This is a genomic window from Acidobacterium capsulatum ATCC 51196 (assembly GCF_000022565.1).
GTDB lineage: Bacteria > Acidobacteriota > Terriglobia > Terriglobales > Acidobacteriaceae > Acidobacterium > Acidobacterium capsulatum.
In genome coordinates this window covers 1,325,518-1,346,110 of record NC_012483.1, presented here as the reverse complement: position 1 = coordinate 1,346,110, position 20,593 = coordinate 1,325,518, and the positions used below count along the sequence as shown (strand labels likewise).

The following is a 20,593-nucleotide window of genomic DNA, read 5'->3' as shown; positions in this document are numbered from 1 at the left end:
TGCTAAAAGGCTCCCATCTTTACGCTGTGTTTCACGGGGATTTGTGGAGGAGTGCTGCGTCCCAGCCGGAGATCCTGCAGGCGGACTCCAGGCTGCTCCGTCACTTCGTTGAGGATGGATTGAAGATCCTGCGAAAGCGCTTGTACGTATGCCTCGCTCATGCGGTGCTGGTCATAGAGAATGTCGATCTCAAGCATTGCTTCGCCTGGGCTTATGAGGAACCAGAGAGCGGTCTTGGCTTCAGAGTGCCGAGATTCCTTCGGTAGAATCTCCATCTCGGAGATATGCAGCGGGCCAGCCTGGCGCGGACCGCGGCGCTGGTTCTGCAGGGTGAAGCCGATATCGAAGACCGGGTTCCGCTCTGGGTCGCGAACGATCCGCAGGGGTTCGAAGAGGCGGTCCAATGGATAGAGCTGGTTCGAGAAAGCTTCAAGGATAGTCTCGCGAATGCGGTGCAGCAGCGCGTCGAAGCGTTCGCTGCCGAAGATGTGGTCTCGCAGCGCCAGCACGTTAAGGTAAGGGCCCGCCTGCTGCTCCAACTCGGGCAAGACACGTCCAGCCACAGGTGTGCCAACAATGATGTCCTCTTGCCCCGATTTGCGATAGAGCAAGCTCTTCACCGCAGCGACCAGGACCATGAAGAGTGTGGCCTGGTGTTGGTCTGCCATCCTCTGCAAGCCTGCCGTACAGGCTGCATCCAGCGAGAGGCTAGCTGTTTTCCAGCGCTCGCCCGGGATCATCCCGCCGGGGGGGGCGTCTCCCGGCATGGAGAATGGCGTGAACCCGGAGAGTTTGGTGAGCCAGTACTCCTTCATTCGTTCGCCCTCGGGGCTGTCTAGCAGGTCGTTCAGCCACGCGGCGTAATCCTTGTATTGCACAGCAAGGGCTGGCAATAGCGGCTCCTCCTGCTGGGCTGCGGCGCTGTAGAGTTGCTGCAGGTCGTCGAGCAGAACCTCGTTTGTGATGCCATCGCTGATGATGTGGTGCATGGCGCAAACGCATATGTGCCGCGTGGCATGCAGCCGCACCAGCTTGACGCGAAAGAGCGGGCCGGTGCCCAGGTCCATCGGGGCCAGGCGCTCGCGCATCGTGAGTGTGTGAAGCTGGGTCGCCGAGTCTTCCGCATGACTGAGATCGATCTGTTCAAAGAAGGCTGCGAACTCCTCAGGTGCAAGGATTTTCTGCCGGGGCTGGCCACCGGTTTCGACGAAGATCGTGCGGAGAATCTCATGCCGCGCAACTAGCAGTTCGAAGGCTCGCTGCAGAGCGGCGACATCGAGAGGGCCTTCCATCTGGAACTGCGCCGGCATGGGACCGCTGCGAGCGTCCTCCCAGAGGCGCTCCTGTACCCAGAAGCGCAGTTGCGCCGGGGAGAGTGCGTAATGCTCCTGCGAAGGCTGTGGTTGGATGGGTTCGTACTTGATCACCGTTGCGTTTGCAATGTGGCGTGCAAGGCTGGCAATGGTTGGATATGAGAAGAGCGTCTTCAACTCGATCTGACAACCGAGATCCCGGCGCGTCTGTGTAACCACCTGCATGGCCGTCAGCGAGTTGCCTCCTGCTTCGAAGAAGTTGGCATCTGTATGCATGGATGGTAGGCCGAGAGCATTTTGCCAGATGGAAGCGAGTTTTCCCTCGACCTCGTTTTCCACCGGAGCTGGGGCAATCTCCTCTTCTGGAACGGGAAGGCGATTGCGGTCGATCTTTCCGTTGGGCAAAAGCGGGAACTCGGTGACGATGAGGAAGACGGACGGGACCATGTACTCCGGCAACTGTTCGCGCAGACGCACTCGCAGCGACGCAATCAGCAGGGTATCCGGTTCCTGTGACATCACCCATGCGACGAGGCGCGCGCGTTCTCCCGATCCCTGCAGCGCGACGACTGCGGCCTCCACGCCGGTGTGCGCTGTGATAGCAGCTTCAACCTCGCCAAGTTCGATGCGGAAACCTCGCAGCTTTACCTGGTTGTCGGAACGTCCTAGGTACTCAATCTCTCCGCTGGAACGATAGCGTACGATGTCGCCTGTACGATAGAGGCGTGCTGCCGGTGCAAACGAAGCAGAGACGAAGCGTTCCGCAGTCAGATCGGGGCGGTTCAGATAGCCGGCGGCGAGTCCTGCCCCTCCCAGATAGAGTTCGCCGATGGCCCCGATGGGCAGAGGCTCCAAATGACGGTCGAGGATGTAGGCCTGTGTGTTGGAAATGGGGCGGCCGATAGATGGTTCGAGCGGACTGTCACGGTCGATGCGGGTGGCGGTGGAGTAAGTCGTGTCTTCACTGGGCCCATAGAGGTTGTAGACCGTGACCTGGGGTGCTGCCTGATAGATAGATCGGACGAGTGGGCGGCGCAGCGCTTCTCCTGCAAGATTCACGGTCGTGACGCTTGTGGGCAGAGCCTGGACTTGCAGCAGCGCAGACATTGCCGAAGGTACGGTATTGATCAGGGTGATCTCTTCCTTCGACGGCAGGCTGCCGAGTTCCAGAACATTTTCAGCGAGCACCAGGCTTCCTCCCCGGCTGAGCGGAGTGAAGATTTCGAAGATGGAAAGGTCAAAGCAGATGGAGGTCGATGCCAGCACGCAGCTGGTCTGCGCGGCCGTGAAGTAGGAATGTGTCCAGGCAAGGAACGCCGCAGCGCTACTGTGGCGAATCATGACGCCTTTCGGGCGGCCAGTAGAGCCCGATGTGTAGAGGACCCAGGCGAGGCTTTCTTCGGAAACCGCCGCAGAGCTGACTGGTGCCAGTGGCTCCTTGGGCCGTTCTTCAACCATGAGAGTGTGGCAAGTGGGGGGCAGGAAATCGGCGAGTTCCCGGTTGGTCACAATCGCAGCAAGTGAGGCGTCTTCCAGCACCAGCGCCACGCGCGCCGATGGCCAGACGGGGTCCATGGGTACATACGCGGCTCCGGTTTTCAGTACCCCGAGCAGGGCCGCGATGAGGTCGGGGTCGCGCCGGAGAAATACACCGGCCAATGCTCCAGGTTTGACTCCTGCGGTGCGCAATTGCGCGGCGATCTCTTCCGCCCGCTGATTGAGTTCCGCATAGGAGATGCGGCGCTGCAGGTGAATCAAGGCGGTTGCATCGGGCGTTCTGGCGGCCTGCTCCTCAAAGAGATGGTGTACTCCGTGGCCCCTCAGGAACGGGGCCGCAGTGTCATTCCATTGTTCGATGAGCGCGCGATCTTCAGGCGGAAGTATCGCGATGCGTGTCACCGGAAGATCGGCGTCCTGGGTTATGGCGGAGAGAATCTGGCGATAGACGGCAAGAAAACGTTGAACGGTGCTCTCCTCGAAGAGATCGCTATCGTAGAGGCATTCGAGAAGCAGTTCGGTGCCTGTGTCGATCGTGTTCAGGCTCAGGTCGAAGGCAGTGTAGAGAACCAACGGAGGAGCCAGCGTTGCTTCGAGACCGTGAAGCGCGGGCAGCTCGGAGACTGGTTCCAGGTTGAAGACGGTCGAGACCAACTGCGTTGCATGGAGATTACGTTGAGAGCCGATCTCGCGCAGCAGCTCTGCAAAAGGAAAGTCCTGGTGCTCGAGGGCGTCGAGCATGCGCCGTCGTGTTGCGGCCATGAACCCGGAGACCGTGAGGTCTGCTTCTTGATAAGACCGGATGGGCAGCAGGTGCGTGCAGTATCCCGCGACTCGCTCACTGTCAGGCACGGAACGGCCAGTTACCGGGATGCCGGTGAGGATCTCCTCCTGGCCGGTGATGCGATGCAGGAAAATCTGAAATCCGGCCAGCAGGGTCATGTACAGCGTGCATCCTGCGTGCCGGGATGCAGCCCGCAAAGCGTTGGCCAAGGGCGCATCGATGAGGGTCGAGACACGTTGTCCGCGGAAGCTCCGGATGGCGGGATAGGGGCGGTCGACGGGAAGACGCAGTGCGGAAACCGGCTCGTGGCACTCATCAAGCCAATACGCACGATGGGCTTGCATCTCCGCAGAAGCGAGTTGCGCTTCCAACGCGCGCAGATAGCCGCGGAATTGCAGCGGCGGCGCAGCCGGAACGCTTCCGTTATAAGCGGTAGCAATTTCATCCAGAAGAATACCGAAAGTGGACCCGTCGCAGACGATGTGGTGTGCGGTGAGCGAAAGGAGGGAATGCTCGCCGTCCACACGGAGCAGGGCTGCGCGAAAGAGCGGACCGGTGGTCAGGTCGAAGGGCGTTTTACTCTCCTGCATGCGCCAGGCTTCGATGTCCCCTTCAACGACAGGAATCTCGAGTGGGAAGCTCGGCCGGATGGTTTGGCTTGTGCCATCGGGTGAGAATGTGGTTCGCAGTGCCTCGTGACGGTCGACGAGGCCCTGAATCGCTTTCCGGAGTGCTTCCGTGTCGATTTCGCCTCGCAGCGCCAGCGTGGTGTTGATGTTGTATGCGAGCGAGCCTTCCGGCCCCATCTGAGAGGCGAGCCATAGCTGGTGCTGGGCTTCGCTGAGAGGCACCGCTGTCGTGGTTTCTTTGCTGGCCGGCGTCTGGATGTAGCCGCCGCGTTTCAACTCCACCACGCTTTCACGCACAGCTTTCACGAAACGCTGCAGGTCGTCTTCGGTGTGAGCAGTGGAAAGGAAGCAGGTTCGCCACTCCCAGATATAAATTCCCTTTTCGAGCAGGTGATAGAAGAAAAGGTCTAAGTTCGCAGTGAACTCAAAGCGAAAGAGTGAGCCGAAGCTGGTGACATGGATGGGCGCCTGCTCTTCAGCGAAGAGCTTGTTGAGTGTTTCGGCCAGTGTGGCAGTGCGATCATTCAGGCGCGCCTGCAATGCGCCGCCCTCGCGCTCCAGTTCCTTCAGCACGGCAAGGGCTGCAGCCATCGAGAGCGGGTGCTGACAGAACGTTCCTCCGAACGCGGTACGGTCGGTCGCGGGAAAAGAGGTATCGCCATAGCTCCACATGCCGCCATCGATGCCGTCCATGAAGCGCGCAGTGCCCGCAATAACGCCCAGCGGAAGGCCGCCGCCGATGATCTTTCCATAGGTCGCAATGTCGGCGCGCACTCCAAAAAGCCCTTGTGCCCCGGCAGGGTGCACGCGGAAGCCTGTGATCATCTCATCAAAAATTAGTGCCGTGCCGCTTTGCTCCGTGATGCTCCGGAGTTCCTTGAGAAACGCAACGGGCTGCAGGGAAGGATTACGGCTTTGCACTGGTTCGACGATCACCGCGGCCAGCGACGGGCCCAGGGCGCGGATGCTTTCAAGAGCCGCGTCGCTGCCGTAGTCGAGCACAAGGATGTTTTCGACCGAGCCAGCAGGGACTCCCGGGGCGATCGCGGTAGTCCCGCCCTCGGGATTGGCTGCCGCCAGGGTTCCGTCCGAGTGGCCGTGATACGAGTGTGTGAACATGACAATCGCGTCGCGGCCGGTGACGGCGCGCGCCAGGCGCATGGCGGTCATCACGGCTTCTGTGCCGGTGTTGGAGAACGCGACCCGGTCCAGGCCGGTCATGCGGGCAAAGCGCTCAGCCACCTCGCCTACCAGCGGCGACCTTGCTCCGAGTTCCAGGTTTTGCCGTAGCTCGCGATCGATGGCGGTCTGCAGGAAATCCGGTGCGTGCCCGAAGAGATGCACGCCGAAGCCCATGGTGAAGTCGATATATTCGTTGCCGTCGATGTCCCAGAGCTTCGAGCCGGAGGTGCGTTCGCCGACGATGGGGTAGAGCATCTCTTTCGTCGAGAAGCGAAATCCGACCGACGCGCGGCTGTCCGCAACGACCGAGCGGGATGCCTGTACGGATTCCTTTGAACGCCTGGTCTTTGCGGTGAAGCGACCGATCAGATCTTCCAGATGCTGCTGCTGGACCGGCGTCAGGCCGCGAGCGCGCTGCTCCACCGGATTTCCCCAGGGCATCATCGGTTTCGGAGCCTCTGCCGCAGGCGCAGCCTTGGGCTGAACGCGCGCCGGTCTAACCGTTGCGGCGGCTGCGGTGCCTGCTGAAGCAGCATCCGGTGATGTGATCCCCAGCGAGGCGCGCATCAGCTCCATCTGTTGCGTCATCACCTCGGCGAGCATCTTGTTCTGGCCGGCAATCATCCTCTCAAGTGAGCTATTGCTCTCTTGAGAGGCGGGAGCAGCTATGCTCGTCACTGCCGGTGTGGCAGGCTCGGGCTCTGCGCTGTTCTGGTCGATGAAGGCAGCCAGGGCTGCAATGGTAGAGAGGTCCTCGAAGAAGCGGCGCATGGCCATCTTGATGCCATATTGCTTTTCGATCAGGCGGATCGCCTCGATCAGGACGATGGAGTCAGCGCCCAACTCGAGGAAGGGAACCTCCACGCTCACGCTGGCTGGGTCCGCCTGGATCAGTTCTGCGACCTGCGTGCATAGCCATTCAAGACTACTCTGTTTTTTCTGTTCTGCTGGGATCATAGGGGTTGGCTGTTCCGTCTTAGGTATTTCCGTGCGGGGTGTCTCCTGCAGCCAGATGGGGCTGCGCTGAAAGGCGTAGGTGGGCAGCGGTGCCGGTTCCGGCGCGTTCTCTTCATAGGCAGACCAGCGGATGCTGGTTCCATGGCGGTAGAGATGTAGCAACGCATCAAGGAAGGTTTCCTGCGTGGAGCCGGGCCGCAGCAGCGGAACCAGATGGACCCCGGCGTCGGCTGGCAGGCATGCTTTGGCCATACCGGTCAGGATGGGACTGGGACCAATTTCCAACAATGTGTCAAAGCCGGTGGCGGCTAATGTTTGAACCCCATCGGCAAAGCGAACGGCCTGGCGGCAGTGATCGCGCCAGTATCGGGCCGATGGAGCTTGATCCTGCAGCGCCCCGGTAAGGTTTGAGATCAGCGGTACCTGAGGCGCTTGCATTGTGATGCATCGAGCCGCAGTCTCAAAGCGTTCCAGCATCGGCTCAAGGAGCGGCGAGTGGAAAGCATGCGATGTATTGAGCGCAACCGAATGCACATCGCGCTCTTCCAGGTGTTTGGTGATGGCGGCGACGCTGCTGCGCGCTCCGGAGATCACAACGTTGCGCGGCCCATTGATGGCAGCAATCGAGACCTCGGCGGCGTGAGGGCAGATGGCCTGCTCCACGGTTGCGAGGTCAGCCAGCACAGCCGCCATGCAGCCGTCCTGAGGCAAGGCCTGCATGAGCTGCCCTCGCTCGCGGATCAAGCGTATAGCGTCCTCGAGTGGAAAGACTCCGGCGGCGCACGCCGCGGCATACTCCCCGACACTGTGACCCATGACCGCGCCCGGTGTGATGCCGAAGCTTTTCAGCAGTTCGGTGAGAGCGTATTGCAGCGCGAACAGAGCAGGTTGGCAGTTGCCCGTCTGCTCGATGCCTGCATTCTCCTCGAAGAGGATCGCTCGCAGTGGAAGGGGTTCGGCGAGGCCGCAGCACCGATTAATGGCATCGCGAAAGACCGGCTGCGTGCGATACAGCTCACGCCCCATGCCGGTGTACTGCGATCCCTGCCCGGTATAAAGGAACGCGACGCGCGGAGGTTGCGAGGCTGCAGCACCGGGAACTGTACAGGTGCGAAGTTTATCAATCGCGTCTTGACGTGAGGCTACCCGTAGACCGATCCGGTGCGTGAAGTGGTCGCGTCCCGCACTGGAAGACCAACCGGCCGAAGCCATGCTGGCCTCCGGATGCGTCTCCAGCCATAGCCGGTAGGCTTGCACGGTCTCCCGGAGAGCCGGTTCCGATTTGGCGGAGAGAAGCAGAGGATGGCAATCATGCTGGCAAGCGTGGGCAGCAGCGCCGGTCACTGGAGCCTCTTCGAGCACGATGTGGGCATTGGTGCCGCTGGCCCCAAAGGCACTGACGGCCGCCCGGCGAATCTTCGCACCACGAGCCCATGATGAGACCCCGGTTGCGACCTCAACCGGAAATTCGGACCAGGGGATGAGCGGGCTGGGTGTGTGGAAGTGCAAGTGGGGTGGAATCTCTTCATGTTGCAGCGCGAGTACGACCTTCATGACGCCGGCAATGCCCGATGCTGATTCGGCGTGACCGATATTGGTCTTGACGGAGCCAATCTTCAGGGGATGGCCGGGCGTGCGTCCTTGGCCGTAGACCTCGGCGATCGCCCTGACCTCGATCGGATCTCCCAACGCAGTGCCCGTACCGTGCGCCTCCACATAGTCGATAGTTGCTGGATCCATTGGCCCCAGCGCCTTACGCAGAACCGCCTCCTGCGCCACTCCGTTTGGAGCGGTAAAACCAGAGGAAGCTCCGTCATGATTGACGGCAGAGGAGCGGATGACCGCGAGCACACGATTGCCCTCAGCGACTGCATCGGACAGCCGCTTGAGGACCAGGACACCGCATCCTTCGCTGCGCACAAAACCATCGGCCGAGGCGTCAAAGGTCTTGCAGCGCCCACTTGGCGAGAGCGCCCGCGCGCGGCAGACAGCGAGGGTGTTATCGGGGGACAGAATCAGGTTGACGCCTCCGGCAAGCGCCAGATTGGACTCTCCAAGGCGGAGGCTCTGACAGGCGGCGTGCAGAGAGACCAGCGACGAGGAGCAGGCCGTGTCGATGGCCATGCTCGGACCTTGGAGGGCCAGCGTGTAGGAGACGCGTCCGGCTACAGTGTTCAATGGATTGCCGGTGAGGAAGTAACCGTCCACATGGCCCGCCGCGCGTTGCAGACTGGCATAGTCGCTGGTGGTAATCCCGGCGAATACTCCCGTGCTGGTTCCTTTCAACGAAGAGGGAGGGATCGCGGCAAATTCCAGTGCTTCGTAGCAGGCTTCAAGAAACAGGCGCTGCTGCGGGTCCATGGAGGCGGCTTCGCGGGGGCTGATATGGAAGAAAGATGGGTCAAAACCCGCGACGTCTGAGAGAAAGCCGCCGTGACGGCAGTACATGGTGCCGGCGGCAGAGGGGTCCGGGTTATAGTACTCGTCTATCTTCCACCGGCTGGCCGGGATTTCTGTGATCGCGTCAGTTCCGCCGTGTAGCAGCTTCCAGAAGCCTTCCGGATGGTTGGCCCCGCCAGGGAAGCGGCAGCTCATGCCGACAATGGCGATTGGCTCCGACCTTGCGCGCTCCACTGCGTCGAGCCTGGCCTGAAGCTGCTCCAGATGGAGCAGTGTCCGCTTCACCAGAGACATCTCAGTGCCTCTGGCAGGCGCAGGCATTGAAGGCGGCTTTCCGGTATCCATAGAAAACTCCTGCTTGACTGCCCATGCTGCAAAAAACCGGCGCTATCCGCAGCCCTTGATCCTGTTGCGCAAGGTCATGCGGAATCGATGCTGCCTGCCGGTCATCTTGCTGCCGTCGTTACTTGTCCATGGAAAGAGCTTCGGACTAGTCCGGGTTCTCTTTCGCGTGGCTAACAGTGCAGATCCGTGAGAGATAGTGCTATGGATGGAGGGGGAGAAATGGGTGGACGGCCAGGAGGTGATAATCCGCCTGTACCTTTAGAAAAAATGTAAGAGGAGTATAAGATAATTTGCTTCAGTTAAGAAACTTAAGTTTTTCTACCAGCATAACTTCGGCTTCTTCCTCCGACAGAAGTTCAATTTTTACTTTTAAGTTATCTTCGGGAACCCTTATATCTTCCTGTGCAGACACCGATGCTGACTTCCCGTTGAGAAGTGAGTCGGCCAGTGTATGAATCGAAGGGCTGTCGAAGAGCAGAGTCGCCGGCACGGACAAACCCAGTGATTTCTCAATTCGGCTCCGGAATTCCAGCGCCAGCAGCGAGTCCATGCCCATCTCGAAGAACCCCAGGTCGCGGTCAAGTCGCCCAGAGTCGAAACCCAATACGTGAGCGGCCTCTTTTTCCAGGGCCTCCACGAGCGATTTCCGGTCTCCGGTGAAGCTCTCGTTTTCTGCTCTTTCCGGGGACTCAGGCTCTCTGGGCTGAGAAATTTCCGCACGAATGTGATCGAGGAAGGCCTTGAACCCGCGAGCCTCGTAGGAGCGTTGAAATTGATGCCAGTCGATATCAGCGATGGCCAGTTGCGAGACCGTAGGTAAGAAATGCAGTGCTTCCAGAGCGCATTCCGGAGTCAGGCATCTCACGCCGATTCGGGAGAGCAGGGTGGCCGCTTCCGGCGATGTCATGCCGCCACCCGTCCAGGGACCCCAATTGATGCTCATTGCGGGCAGGCCGCGAGCATGCCGGTAATGAGCGAGCGAATCGAGATAGCGGTTGGCTGCGTTATAGTGTGCCTGTTCATTCGATCCCCATGCCGAGGCAATCGACGAATACAGAAGAAAAAAATCCAAGTTCAGGGATTGGCTCTCGCGATGAAGCAGCCACGCGCCCTCCACTTTAGGGCGCAGAACTGCGGCTAACGTCGATGGCTCCATAAACTCCAGCGGCTCATAGCCCAGAATGCCGGCGGCGTGAACAATGCCCTTCAGGGGTGGATATTCCTCACGGATCCTTCGGAAAAGATCGGAAACCGCGCTTGCATCCGTCACGTCGATCTGCTCGTAACGAACCTCGGCTCCATGGCGGCGAAGGCTCGCCAGAATCGACTCCTCAGGCGGCCTTCGTCCGGTCAGCAGAAGAGTGCGAGCCCCGCGCCCGATGAGCCAGTTGGCTGTCTGGGAGCCAAGCTGGCCCAGACCGCCCGTGATCAGGTAAAGGCTGTCGGCGTCAACGCGCAGCGGCGAGGCCGCTTGTCCGTGAGTTCGCACAAGCCGAGGCACGAAGAGGCGCCCGTCGCGGAGTGCCACCTGATCTTCCCGGCTGCCACTCAGAATTTCGGTGAGAAGCATTTCGTCTTCGCCGGAGGAGGCTTCCCGATCAAGGTCGATGGCTGCACCGAAGATCTCCGGATGCTCGATGGAGATTCCCTTCGCCATACCCCACAGTGGTGATTGGGCAAGACCGGTGAGCGCGGGAACGTCTCCTGCGTCAACGGCATCCCGGGTGATGCACCAAAGCTTCGATCCTTTGGCGTCCGGGGCGCGAAGCATCTGCTGCGCCACACGTAGCAGTAACTCACATGTATCGCCGAAGAAGATAACCCGGGTGCGCGGTTCGAGCACAGGGAAAGACGCAAAGCCCGCAAGAACCTGAACGGAACAGCCGAGGGATTGCAGAAGCGCGGCAAAACTTTCTCCGTTATTTGCCTCCCCTGGAATCAAGAGCCACGTGTCTTCGTCGGCGCGCGCCCGAGGAGTAGCGGGATGTGTCGGCGCAGCCTCCCATTGCACCTGATAATAGAGATCTCCCGAGGAGGAGTTTCTTTGGTGGGAGCGGGTGGGGAGCTGAAAACGCTGGCGCTGGAAAGGATAGTTTGGAAGTGTGCTGGCCGGTTGCGGCCCAGTGCCGAAAAAGGCAGGCCAATCCAGGTCTTGCCCTTGTGCATAGAGCCATGCAACGCTGCGCTCGAGCGCCTTGCCCGCGCGCGGAGACGGGATCAGGGTCGCGGCGGGGAGCGCTCGCAGTACTTCCTGGATTTCTTTGCAGGAAGCAGCAGTGGTCTTCTGTTGGAGCCAGTACTCGGGATCGGTCAGCGCGGCTCCTGGCATCAGCGCTGCAGAAGCTGGCGAGATCCGAATGCGCGGGAGGATGTCACGCAGTTCGGATGGATCAGGGCCAGTTTGGAAGAGCAGCAGAGCATCCTCCACTGGGATGGCCTGCGCCTGGCACGCCGCAACATAGGCTCCTGCTCCAGTGCCCAGGAATGCCGAGGCGCGGACGCCCCAGGACTTCCATAGCTCCACCCAGGCATACCATGCGGCAAAGGCTTCGGTCTGGGCATAGCGGTCGAAGGCCTGGCGGAAGGCTGGCTCTGCGGTGTGAAGTTCCTTTACCCACGCTTCCGGCGCACCCGCGAGCACGAATGCCGTCCTCGGCGAGGTGGCTTGTGCCGCAGAGCGGTAGACCGGGCCGTGCGGAAGAACATGGGCCAGGCGATGGGCATAGTGATTGCGGCCTGCTGCCGCTGCCCTGCAAAGGGCCGGAATTTCATGCTCACCGGTCTCGCGCACGATGGCCTCGTACGCATGCTCGAGCGCTTGGAGTGCCGCAGACGAGCGGGCGGAAACAGGCAGAACTGTGCGGACTGTTCCGGCAGATGGTGTGCCTGCTGGCGGATCTTCCACGACAACATGCGCGTTTGTTCCGCTGAAGCCGAAGGCGCTGATGCCCGCGATGCGCCGGACGGCTCCGCGCGGCCAATCGAAGGGTTCCGCCGTCACGCGGACAGGTATATCGTTCCATGGAATGTGCGGATTCGGCCGCTGGAAATTCAAGTGCGCGGGAACCTGCTCATGCTGGAAGGCAAGCAGAACCTTGATGAGACCTGCGATGCCGGAGGCCGACTCGAGATGGCCGATATTCGTCTTGACCGATCCGGTCATGAGCCAGTGCTCCCGTGCGCCAAAGACCTCGGCCAGAGCCTCCATTTCAATCGGGTCTCCCAGCGAGGTGCCGGTGCCGTGCGCCTCTACATAGCTCACCTCGGAAGGCGAAATGCCTGCCTGCTGAAGCGCGCGGCGAATGACCCTTACCTGCGAGTTGCGGCTGGGGATGGTCAGGCCGCCGCTCGCTCCTCCGTGATCGACTGCGGTTCCGCGAATGACCCCCAGAATGCGGTCTCCCTCGGCCATGGCCTCCGAAAGCCGTTTGAGCAGCACCATGCCGCAGCCCTCTCCCCGAACATAGCCGTCGGCGTCTGCATCGAAGGTTTTGCATCGGCCATCGGGGGCGAGCATGCGAGCCTGCGAGAAGCTGACCATGACTTCCGGAGAAAGCATCAGGTTCACTCCCCCGGCCAGTGCCATACGGCTTTCGCCCGAGCGCAGGCTCTCGCAAGCCAGATGGAGGCAGACCAGCGACGAGGAGCAGGCAGTGTCGATGGCCATACTGGGGCCGGTTAAACCCAGTGCGAACGACAACCTTCCCGCGGCCATGTTGAGCGCGCTTCCGGTGCCGAGATAGCTGCTGGAGCGTCCTCCATCTGAGGCAACCTCAATCGCATGGTCGAAGCAGGTAATCCCTACATAGACGCCGGTGGAAGATTCCCTGAGCCGGTGGCTGGCGATGTTGGCGTTCTCAATTGCCTCCCATGCGACCTCGAGTAGCAATCTCTGCTGTGGATCAAGATAAGTAGCCTCGCGCGGAGAGATATTGAAGAAAGCCGCATCGAAGTCGTGGACATGCGAGAGGAATCCGCCGGAGCGCACGGACATCTTGCCCGGGGTCGACGGGTCGGGATCATAATACTGATCAATCTCCCAGCGGTCGCGAGGAATTTCGACGATCGCATCGCGGCCCGCTTGAAGAAGCTGCCAGAACTTTTGCGGAGTATCGCTGTCTCCGGGAAAGCGGCACGCCATGCCGACAATGGCGATGGGCTCATACCGAGCTGCCCGCAGCACCTCAATCTCCGCGCGTCGTTGGCGAAGTTCTGCGAGCGCAGCCGCCAGTGCTTCTGTGCTCCTCGGATTCATAGCCGGTCGATCTCCTGGGCAATCAGTTCCGCCAACTCGTCTTCGCTCATCTTCTCTGCCTCCTTGTCCGGGAGTGCCAGGGAATTGAGGATATGGGCAGCCAGAGCGTCTAGCGTGGAGTGAGTGAAGAACGTGGTCGCCGGTAACGGTCTGCCAATCCCGGCTGAGATACGGGCGGTGAATTCAAGTGCGAGGATCGAATCGAGACCCAGATGGAAGAACGACTGCGTGGAATCGACTGGCAGATCGCGCGGAAGGCGCAGTATATCGACAAGAATCACGGTCAGGTGATCGATCAGCAATGTTGCGCGAGTGCCGGGCGCGCAAGTGCCAAGCTCCTGCACGAGGGCTGTCTCTGTCGCTGCTTTTTGCTGTCTGGCGGGCAAGAAGTTCGAGAGTAGGGGAGACTTTGCGGCCTGGGGATCATTTTTGAATAACCGCTGCCAGTCCACTTGCGCAACGCCGGCCTGGGTCACGTCGCGTTCCATCAGGAAGTTGAGCGCGGCCAGGGCCAGCTCCGGGGCAAGGGGAGCGATGCCGAGCGCGGCCAGCGCCTCATGCGCCCGTTTTCCGTAGGCAGTGGATGCATGGCCCGCGCCAGACCATGGGCCCCAGTTGATGCTGAGCGCGGTTTTGCCCACTGCGCGACGTGTGTGCGCCAGCGCATCAAGCGATGCATTTGCTGCGGCATAGCTGCCTTGGCCCGGCATGGTGACCAGCGAAGCCATTGAGGAGAACAGTACGAAGTGATCGAGATCGGTGTCCGCGAGAAGCTCGTGCAGATTCCATGCCCCGCCGCTTTTAGCAGCTCCCGCGAGCTGGAGGCGATCCATATTCAGGTCCGCCAGACGGGCGTCGTCCAACATGCCTGCCAGGTGAAAGACTCCCCGCAAGGGAGGCATGGACTGCCGAATTTGATCCAGCACGGCGGCCACTTCGTTATGCTGGGTGACATCGCATCGGAAGGTTGTGATGCCGTCGCGCAGGGAAGCTTCCATTCTGCGGCTGAGTACGGCGATATTTTCGGCGCCCTTGGACTGCAGCCACTGAATGACCTGCTGCCCCAGTCCGCCCGCCCCCCCCGTAACCAGGTAGGTGGCATCCTTTCTGAAGCGAAGCCGCTTCGCGGGCTTGGCAGGGATCGAGTCGTCGCGCGTGATCCGTGCAACATACCGCGTTCCGCCGCGGAGTGCGATCATGTCTTCGCCCCCGTTCGAACGGAGGACTTGGCCGAGATCGTAACCGCTGGAGCCTGCGGGGTCGAGGTCGATGAGCCCGCCCAGGTTTGCCGGCTGTTCGACGGCGAGTGCCCGCCCCACTCCCCAGACCGCTGCGTCCTTCATGGAGCAAGGAGCGCTGTCGGGCAGCGGCATCGCGCCCTGTGTCACTAACCAGAGAGGAATATTGGTGCCGGTCAGGGCCTGAGCTGCCGTGAGTGCCGTGTTGATATCGGGAAGAAGACAGATCACTCCCCTCCACGCAAAACTAGGGCCTGTCAGGTGGAGCTGGCCTTCTTCCGGCTGGATGATCTTGCAGGTATCCCCCACGCCCTGCAGAAAAGAGGAGAGCCCATCGGCGAGATCGCTATGATGGGCGAGGACAAGCCATGTACCGGTTCGGTCTGCGGGGAGCGAGTCCGGGGCGGCAGCCTCGATCCAACTGCGGCGATAGAGCAAAGGAGCAAAATCGACCGTCTTTGCTTCCGTCTCCATGCGATGCAGCCGGAAGCCCTCAATCTCAAGGACAAGGCCGCCCGAGAGATCGTAAACACGGATATCCCCTTCGATGCCTTCCTTGGCGGAACGGAGGATCGCATGGCTCCAGACCTGCTGGAGGGACGAAATATCTGCGTGAATGCGGAAGAGTTCAAGGCCGGCGGGGAGATATAGTGCATTCGCTGCAGAGCTGTCCGTCTCCATGGCCGCTGCCAGCACGCGGCTGCACGCGTCCAGAAATGCCGGATGGATATGGAAGCCGGCCGAGGGCATGGTTTCCGGTGCCAAGATGCGCCCTAGCGCTTCGCCCGGGCAGCGCCAGATTCTTTCTATGGCGTCGAACTCTCCCGCAATATGGAGTCCCATCGACTCGAGCATCTGCTGGAAGTTGGAGGCCGAGATCTCTTCGTGGCATCGCGCCTGAATGACTGCCAGATCGAAGCGGGAGCTTTCTTCCCAAGTAGTCCCGGAGAGATAAAGAGTCTTCAGGCGCTGTAGGTGCGTGAGGTTTTGGAGCAGCAGATCGACAGGAGGTCCGAAGTCGAGCAGGCAGGCAATCTCATTAACCCCGGCGTCCTGTAACCGTTCCACCAGGCCAACGCAGCTTTCGGGGGTGCCGATGAGGCCGCGCGACTCCGCGAAGCGCTCGTAGAGAAACTGCACAAAGGCATCAAGTTCTTGCGCCGGCATGGAGCGCACATCGACCTGGTGCCCGCGGCTCTGCGCAAGGCCATTCAGGAGTCCGATGTTGCTGGAGATGTAGTTGCAGAACGGAGCGCGCGCCTGTTCGCGCACCAGGTCCTGATTCTCCCCGACAAAGGTGTGGAGCATGACGGTCACGATGCCGGTGGACGGGTCATGGCCGCTGTTGGCGCGCGCCTCGCGGTAGAGGGCGATCTTGACGGCAAGCTGTTCCTCGTCCTGGTCAAGAAGATGCGTCAGCAGGTTTGCGCCGATCTCTCCCGCCTTCGCAAATGTTTTTGGATTGCCCGCAGCTGTCAGCCACGTCGGCAGCTCTGGTTGCTGCGGCGTCGGGTAGGTTTTGATCCGGACCGGCTCGCCCTTTCCGTCGATTGCATCGATGCTCTCCCCGCGCCACAGGCGCTGCACCGTGCGTATGCCGGAGAGCATCTCTTCGACACGGTTGTCATACTTCTCCGGAGCGAGCGCGAAGTCGCCGGGATTCCATCCGGGGGCAAAGGAGATGCCCACGCGGCCGCGGGAAAGATTGTCAACAACCGACCACTCTTCGGCGATGCGGATGGGATGATGCAGTGGTACGACAACGCTGCCCGCCATCAACCGCACATGATGGGTAGAGGTCGCCAGTGCCGCGTGCAGGACTGCGGGATTGGGATACAAGGAGCCGAAGTCCGTAAAGTGCCGCTCCGGCAGCCAGATGCCGTGGAAGCCGTTCTGGTCAGCGAAGCGGGCGCTCTCCATCACGAGGCGATACTTGTTGCTGGAGAGCGCCTCTTCGCTGCTGGCAAAAAACATGAGACTGAACTTCATTGCCATGGCCCTCCCTGCTTCAGAACGGTGGCGCTTGCGCATAGATGCCAGGCCGAGGCAGCCGTGCCCGTTTGGCTGTAGACTTCAAAGCTCAGGTCCGTATCCGATCGCCGGCTGAGAGTGGTGCGCACACTCCGTGGTTCTCGCTCGCGCAGGATCAGAGGGCTATGGAGGTGCAAGCGGGCAATGGTGAACGCTCCCTCACCCACAGCCTGCGAAGCCGCACTGAGGGCCATCTCTACATAGGCGGAGTAGGGCAGGACCATTGCGTCCATCAGTCTGTGTCCAATCAGGAATGCGGATTCCTGCCCGTCGAATGCGGAGTGCCAGGTCCAGGTGCCTGCGGCGGCCAGATGCTCCGTTTGCCGGCCGAGCAATGGATGCGTGGCAATTTGCCTTTGGAACCAGTAAGACTTTCTTTCAAAGGGATAGGTCGGCAACGCAAGCTTGCGTCCGGTGGATGGGGTGGCCCCTTCCCGCCCGGAAACGAGTGGGTGGAGTGAGGCTCCCTGTTGCACGTCGGACCATGCAGCGCGAAGCTCCTCCAGGGTTGAAACCGTTACCGTCGCCTGCTGCTCAAAGAGTGTTCGTCCATGCGCTATCGAGAAGGCCAAGTCGTCCAGGCGCGTCTCTGGATGGGCGTCGATGTAAGCGGAGTATTGCCCGGCAAGCATCCGAAGGGCCTGCTGTGTTCTGGCAGAAATAGTGAAGGTGAAAGGTCCTTCGTGCAGCGGTCGCTCTGCATCGACGGGCGGCGGTGCGGAGCCAAGCACAACATGAACATTGGTCCCGCCAAATCCGAAGGAACTGACCCCTGCGCGCCGCCGGCCGCTTGCCTGCGGCCACTCGATCGTTTGAGTGGGAATGTGGAAGATCGAGCTGTCGAGAGCGATATGAGGGTTGATTTTACTGTAGTTCCGGTGGGCTGGGATACGGCGATGATGCAGCGCCAGTACGGTTTTGAGGAAGGCAGCGATGCCGGCAGCCGCTTCCAGGTGGCCGATATTGGTCTTCACCGAACCGATCCAGCAGGGGTTCTCCGCCGTACGGCCCTCCTTGAGAACAGCTGCGAGGGCGTTTACCTCAATTGGGTCGCCCAGTGGCGTTCCCGTTCCGTGAGCTTCGATGTAACCGATCTCGCCGGGTGCGGTTCCCGCCGCAGCAAGCGCCGCGCGGACCACTGCCTGTTGTGCAGGGCCGTTGGGAGCGGTGAGGCCATGACTGCGGCCATCCTGATTCGCCGCCGAGCCATGAACGACGGCCAGGATGGGATCGCCCGCATTCACGGCATCCTGCAGGCGTTTGAGCAGGACCATGCCAACGCCTTCGCCACGTGCATATCCGTTGGCGGCCTCATCGAAAGTGCGGCACTGGCGGTCGGGCGAGAGCATGCCAGCGCGAGTGAACGCCTCGCTGAGTTGGGAAGTGAGAATCAGGTTGGCTCCTCCCACAAGTGCCGCATCGCACTCATCCCGGAGAAGGATGCCGCAAGCCTGATGCACTGCGAACAAGGACGAGGAACAGGCCGTATCCACGGCCCAGCTTGGTCCACGAAGATCAAGAATATGAGATATCCGGTTGGCCGCGACACTCAAAGCATTTCCCGTGGCGATGTAGGGGCCGGTCGCCTCCTCGCCGGTAGCCAGGCGGGCATACTCGGCGTTACTGATGCCCACGACGACTGCGGTGCGTGTTCCTGCCAGGGCAGAGGGCGCGATGCAGGCATTCTCCAGTGTCTCCCATGCCACTTCCAGCAGAATCCGCTGCTGCGGGTCCATGGCTTCGGCTTCGCGAGCATTGATTCCAAAAAAATCCGCGTCAAACTTGTCTACATTCTGCAGACTCGCTGGCTCTCTTCCGTCACAGTCATCCTGTTTCTCCACCAGCAGCTTCCAGAACTCGTAGGGGTTTTGTGCATGAGGAAAGCGGCATCCCATACCGACAACGGCGATGGCTGTGTCGTGCGACGGGGTCCGCTGCGGGTGCGCAGATGCCGGTAGCAAGCCGTCTGGCTCAAGGTGGCTGGCCAGAGAATGAATGCTGGGGAAGTCATAAACGATTGTGGGCGAGACGTTGCGTCCGAGTCTCTGCTGCAGTTGGCCAGACATCTCAACGGCATCGAGCGAGCCCAGGCCGAATGCGCTGAACGGAGCGTGAATATCGATGCTGGAGGCGGGCTGCCCGGTGCGCTGCGAGATCCACTTTGCAAGCCATGCCGAAATGTCTACTGGGGCAGAAGCTGTGTCCATCTGCGCGCTGAGGTTGCGCCAATTGCCCACGACGTCAAGCCCCTCATCTGCCAGGAAAGCTGCTTTGCAGGCGCTGCGCTGAATCTTTCCGCTGGATGTCCGGGAGATGGTCGCGGTCTTCAGCAGCAATACCGCGTGCAGCGGGATCTCATGCTCTTCCGCCACGGCTTGTCGAATCGCTTGGAATACGGCTGCTGGGTCCAGGTTGCGGAGTGCTTCCCTTCGCACCTCGCAAGCAATAACGACGGACTCTCCTTCGTCGGAATCGATGGAAAAGGCCGCTGAGGCGTTGATGACGAGCGCGGGATGGCTCTTTTCTGCAGTGGCCTCAATGTCCTGAGGATAGAGGTTGCGGCCCGCCACAATGATGAGGTCTTTGCGGCGTCCAGTGATCACAAGATCAGTTCCGTCAAAAAAACCGAGGTCGCCTGTGCGCATATAGGACCGGTCATCGCCAGGAATGCGAGCCCGGAAGGTCCGTTCCGATTCCTCCGCACGATTCCAGTAGCCAGCGCCAATTGAAGGCCCAGTGATCCATATTTCGCCGCAGTGATCGGTACTGCAGGGTTGCAGCGTATCCGGATCGACGATGCGTATCTCATGCTCTGTCCATGTGCGCCCACAGGAGACCAGCGTGCGCGTCTTCGCCTCGGGAGCAGGTGCGGAGGCGATCCCTCGGTCAAGATTGGTTACGCTCAGGTTCTTGAGCGCAACAGGTTCTCCTGCGGGATTGGCTGTGACGAAGAGTGTCGCCTCGGCAAGTCCATAGACCGGATACATGACTTTCGGGTTGAATCCGCACGAGGCAAATGCGGTGGTGAATCGTTCGATGGTCTCGGCGCGGATAGGTTCAGCTCCGTTGTAAGCGAGCTTCCAACTGCTGAGATCGAGGTTCTTCTTGGCGGCTTCGGAAACGGCGCGGGCGCAGAGAAGATAGGCGGAATCCGGTGCTGCTGCCGCCGTACCGCGATAAGTGGTAATCGCTCGAAGCCAGCGCTCCGGCTTCTGTACGAAGGCGGCGGGAGCCATCAGAATAGACGTCGCTCCCAGCACCATCGGGTGCACGATGTGGCCGAACAGCCCCATATCGTGAAAGAGGGGAAGCCATCCAGCATAAACGGCGCTTTCATCTTCTCGTCCGGCAGCCTTTAGCGCGGCCATGTTGGCCATGATGTTGCCATGGTGAATCATGACCCCCTTCGGCGTCCCAGTCGAACCGGACGTGTACTGGAGCATCGCCAGCATTTCAGGGGTAATCGTAGGGGTGGGTCTTCCGTCTGAGGGCGTCGCAAACTCTTCGTCGGTGATCAGATACTCCAACGCCAGCGTGGCCGAGTATCCGCCGGACCGCTTTTCAAGGGTCTGGAAGGTACTGGAATCCAACATCGTAAGCGCCGGCTCGCAGTCCTTTAATATCGACTGCAGGCGCTGCAGTGAAGAACGGTGTTTCTTCGGCGGATAGGCTGGCACTGCAACGACACCGGCATAAAGGCATCCCATCCACGCGCTGATGAACTCAAGACCTGGGGGGTACATCAGCAGCGCCCGGTCCCCAGCTTCGGTCAGGGTTCTGAGCTTTGCCGCGATTTGAAGTGCCCTTGCGTAGAGTTGGCCATAGCTGAGGCGTACGGACTCCTGCTCGCCATCTTCAAGATAGAGATAGAGCGTGCGATCAGGAGTCCGCTCAGCATGCAAGCGGAGTGCTTCCGTCACGGTTGCCGGTCCAGTTTCTTCCTTGATCCTTGGGTTCATGGT

Annotated in this window: 4 protein-coding genes; all 4 read right to left on the bottom strand. The window is 60.7% G+C overall.

Annotated features, from left to right (window positions below; translation table 11 throughout):
- Positions 1-2 precede the first annotated feature (2 nt).
- The gene (locus tag ACP_RS05515; protein WP_169305925.1) at positions 3-9,056 is read right to left on the bottom strand and encodes a non-ribosomal peptide synthetase/type I polyketide synthase; all 9,054 of its coding nucleotides are present in this window, start codon (positions 9,054-9,056) and stop codon (positions 3-5) included.
- Positions 9,057-9,402: 346 nt separating this feature from the next.
- Complete coding sequence (locus ACP_RS17200; RefSeq protein WP_052294693.1) at positions 9,403-13,362, bottom strand: type I polyketide synthase; 3,960 nt, start codon at positions 13,360-13,362, stop codon at positions 9,403-9,405.
- The gene (locus ACP_RS05505; protein WP_015896310.1) at positions 13,359-16,589 is read right to left on the bottom strand and encodes a type I polyketide synthase; all 3,231 of its coding nucleotides are present in this window, start codon (positions 16,587-16,589) and stop codon (positions 13,359-13,361) included. The genes ACP_RS17200 and ACP_RS05505 overlap by 4 nt, the downstream gene beginning before the upstream one ends.
- A complete protein-coding gene (locus tag ACP_RS05500; protein WP_202944492.1) occupies positions 16,586-20,533 on the bottom strand; it encodes a beta-ketoacyl synthase N-terminal-like domain-containing protein in 3,948 nt (1,315 codons plus the stop codon). Before ACP_RS05500 ends, ACP_RS05505 begins: the two co-directional genes overlap by 4 nt.
- Positions 20,534-20,593: the final 60 nt, after the last annotated feature.

Excerpts from the sequence above, each read along its gene's own strand:
- ACP_RS05515 (WP_169305925.1), bottom strand. The coding sequence starts at position 9,056 with ATGTCTCTGGTGAAGCGGACACTGCTCCATCTGGAGCAGCTTCAGGCC.
- ACP_RS17200 (WP_052294693.1), bottom strand. The coding sequence starts at position 13,362 with ATGAATCCGAGGAGCACAGAAGCACTGGCGGCTGCGCTCGCAGAACTT.
- ACP_RS05505 (WP_015896310.1), bottom strand. The coding sequence starts at position 16,589 with ATGAAGTTCAGTCTCATGTTTTTTGCCAGCAGCGAAGAGGCGCTCTCC.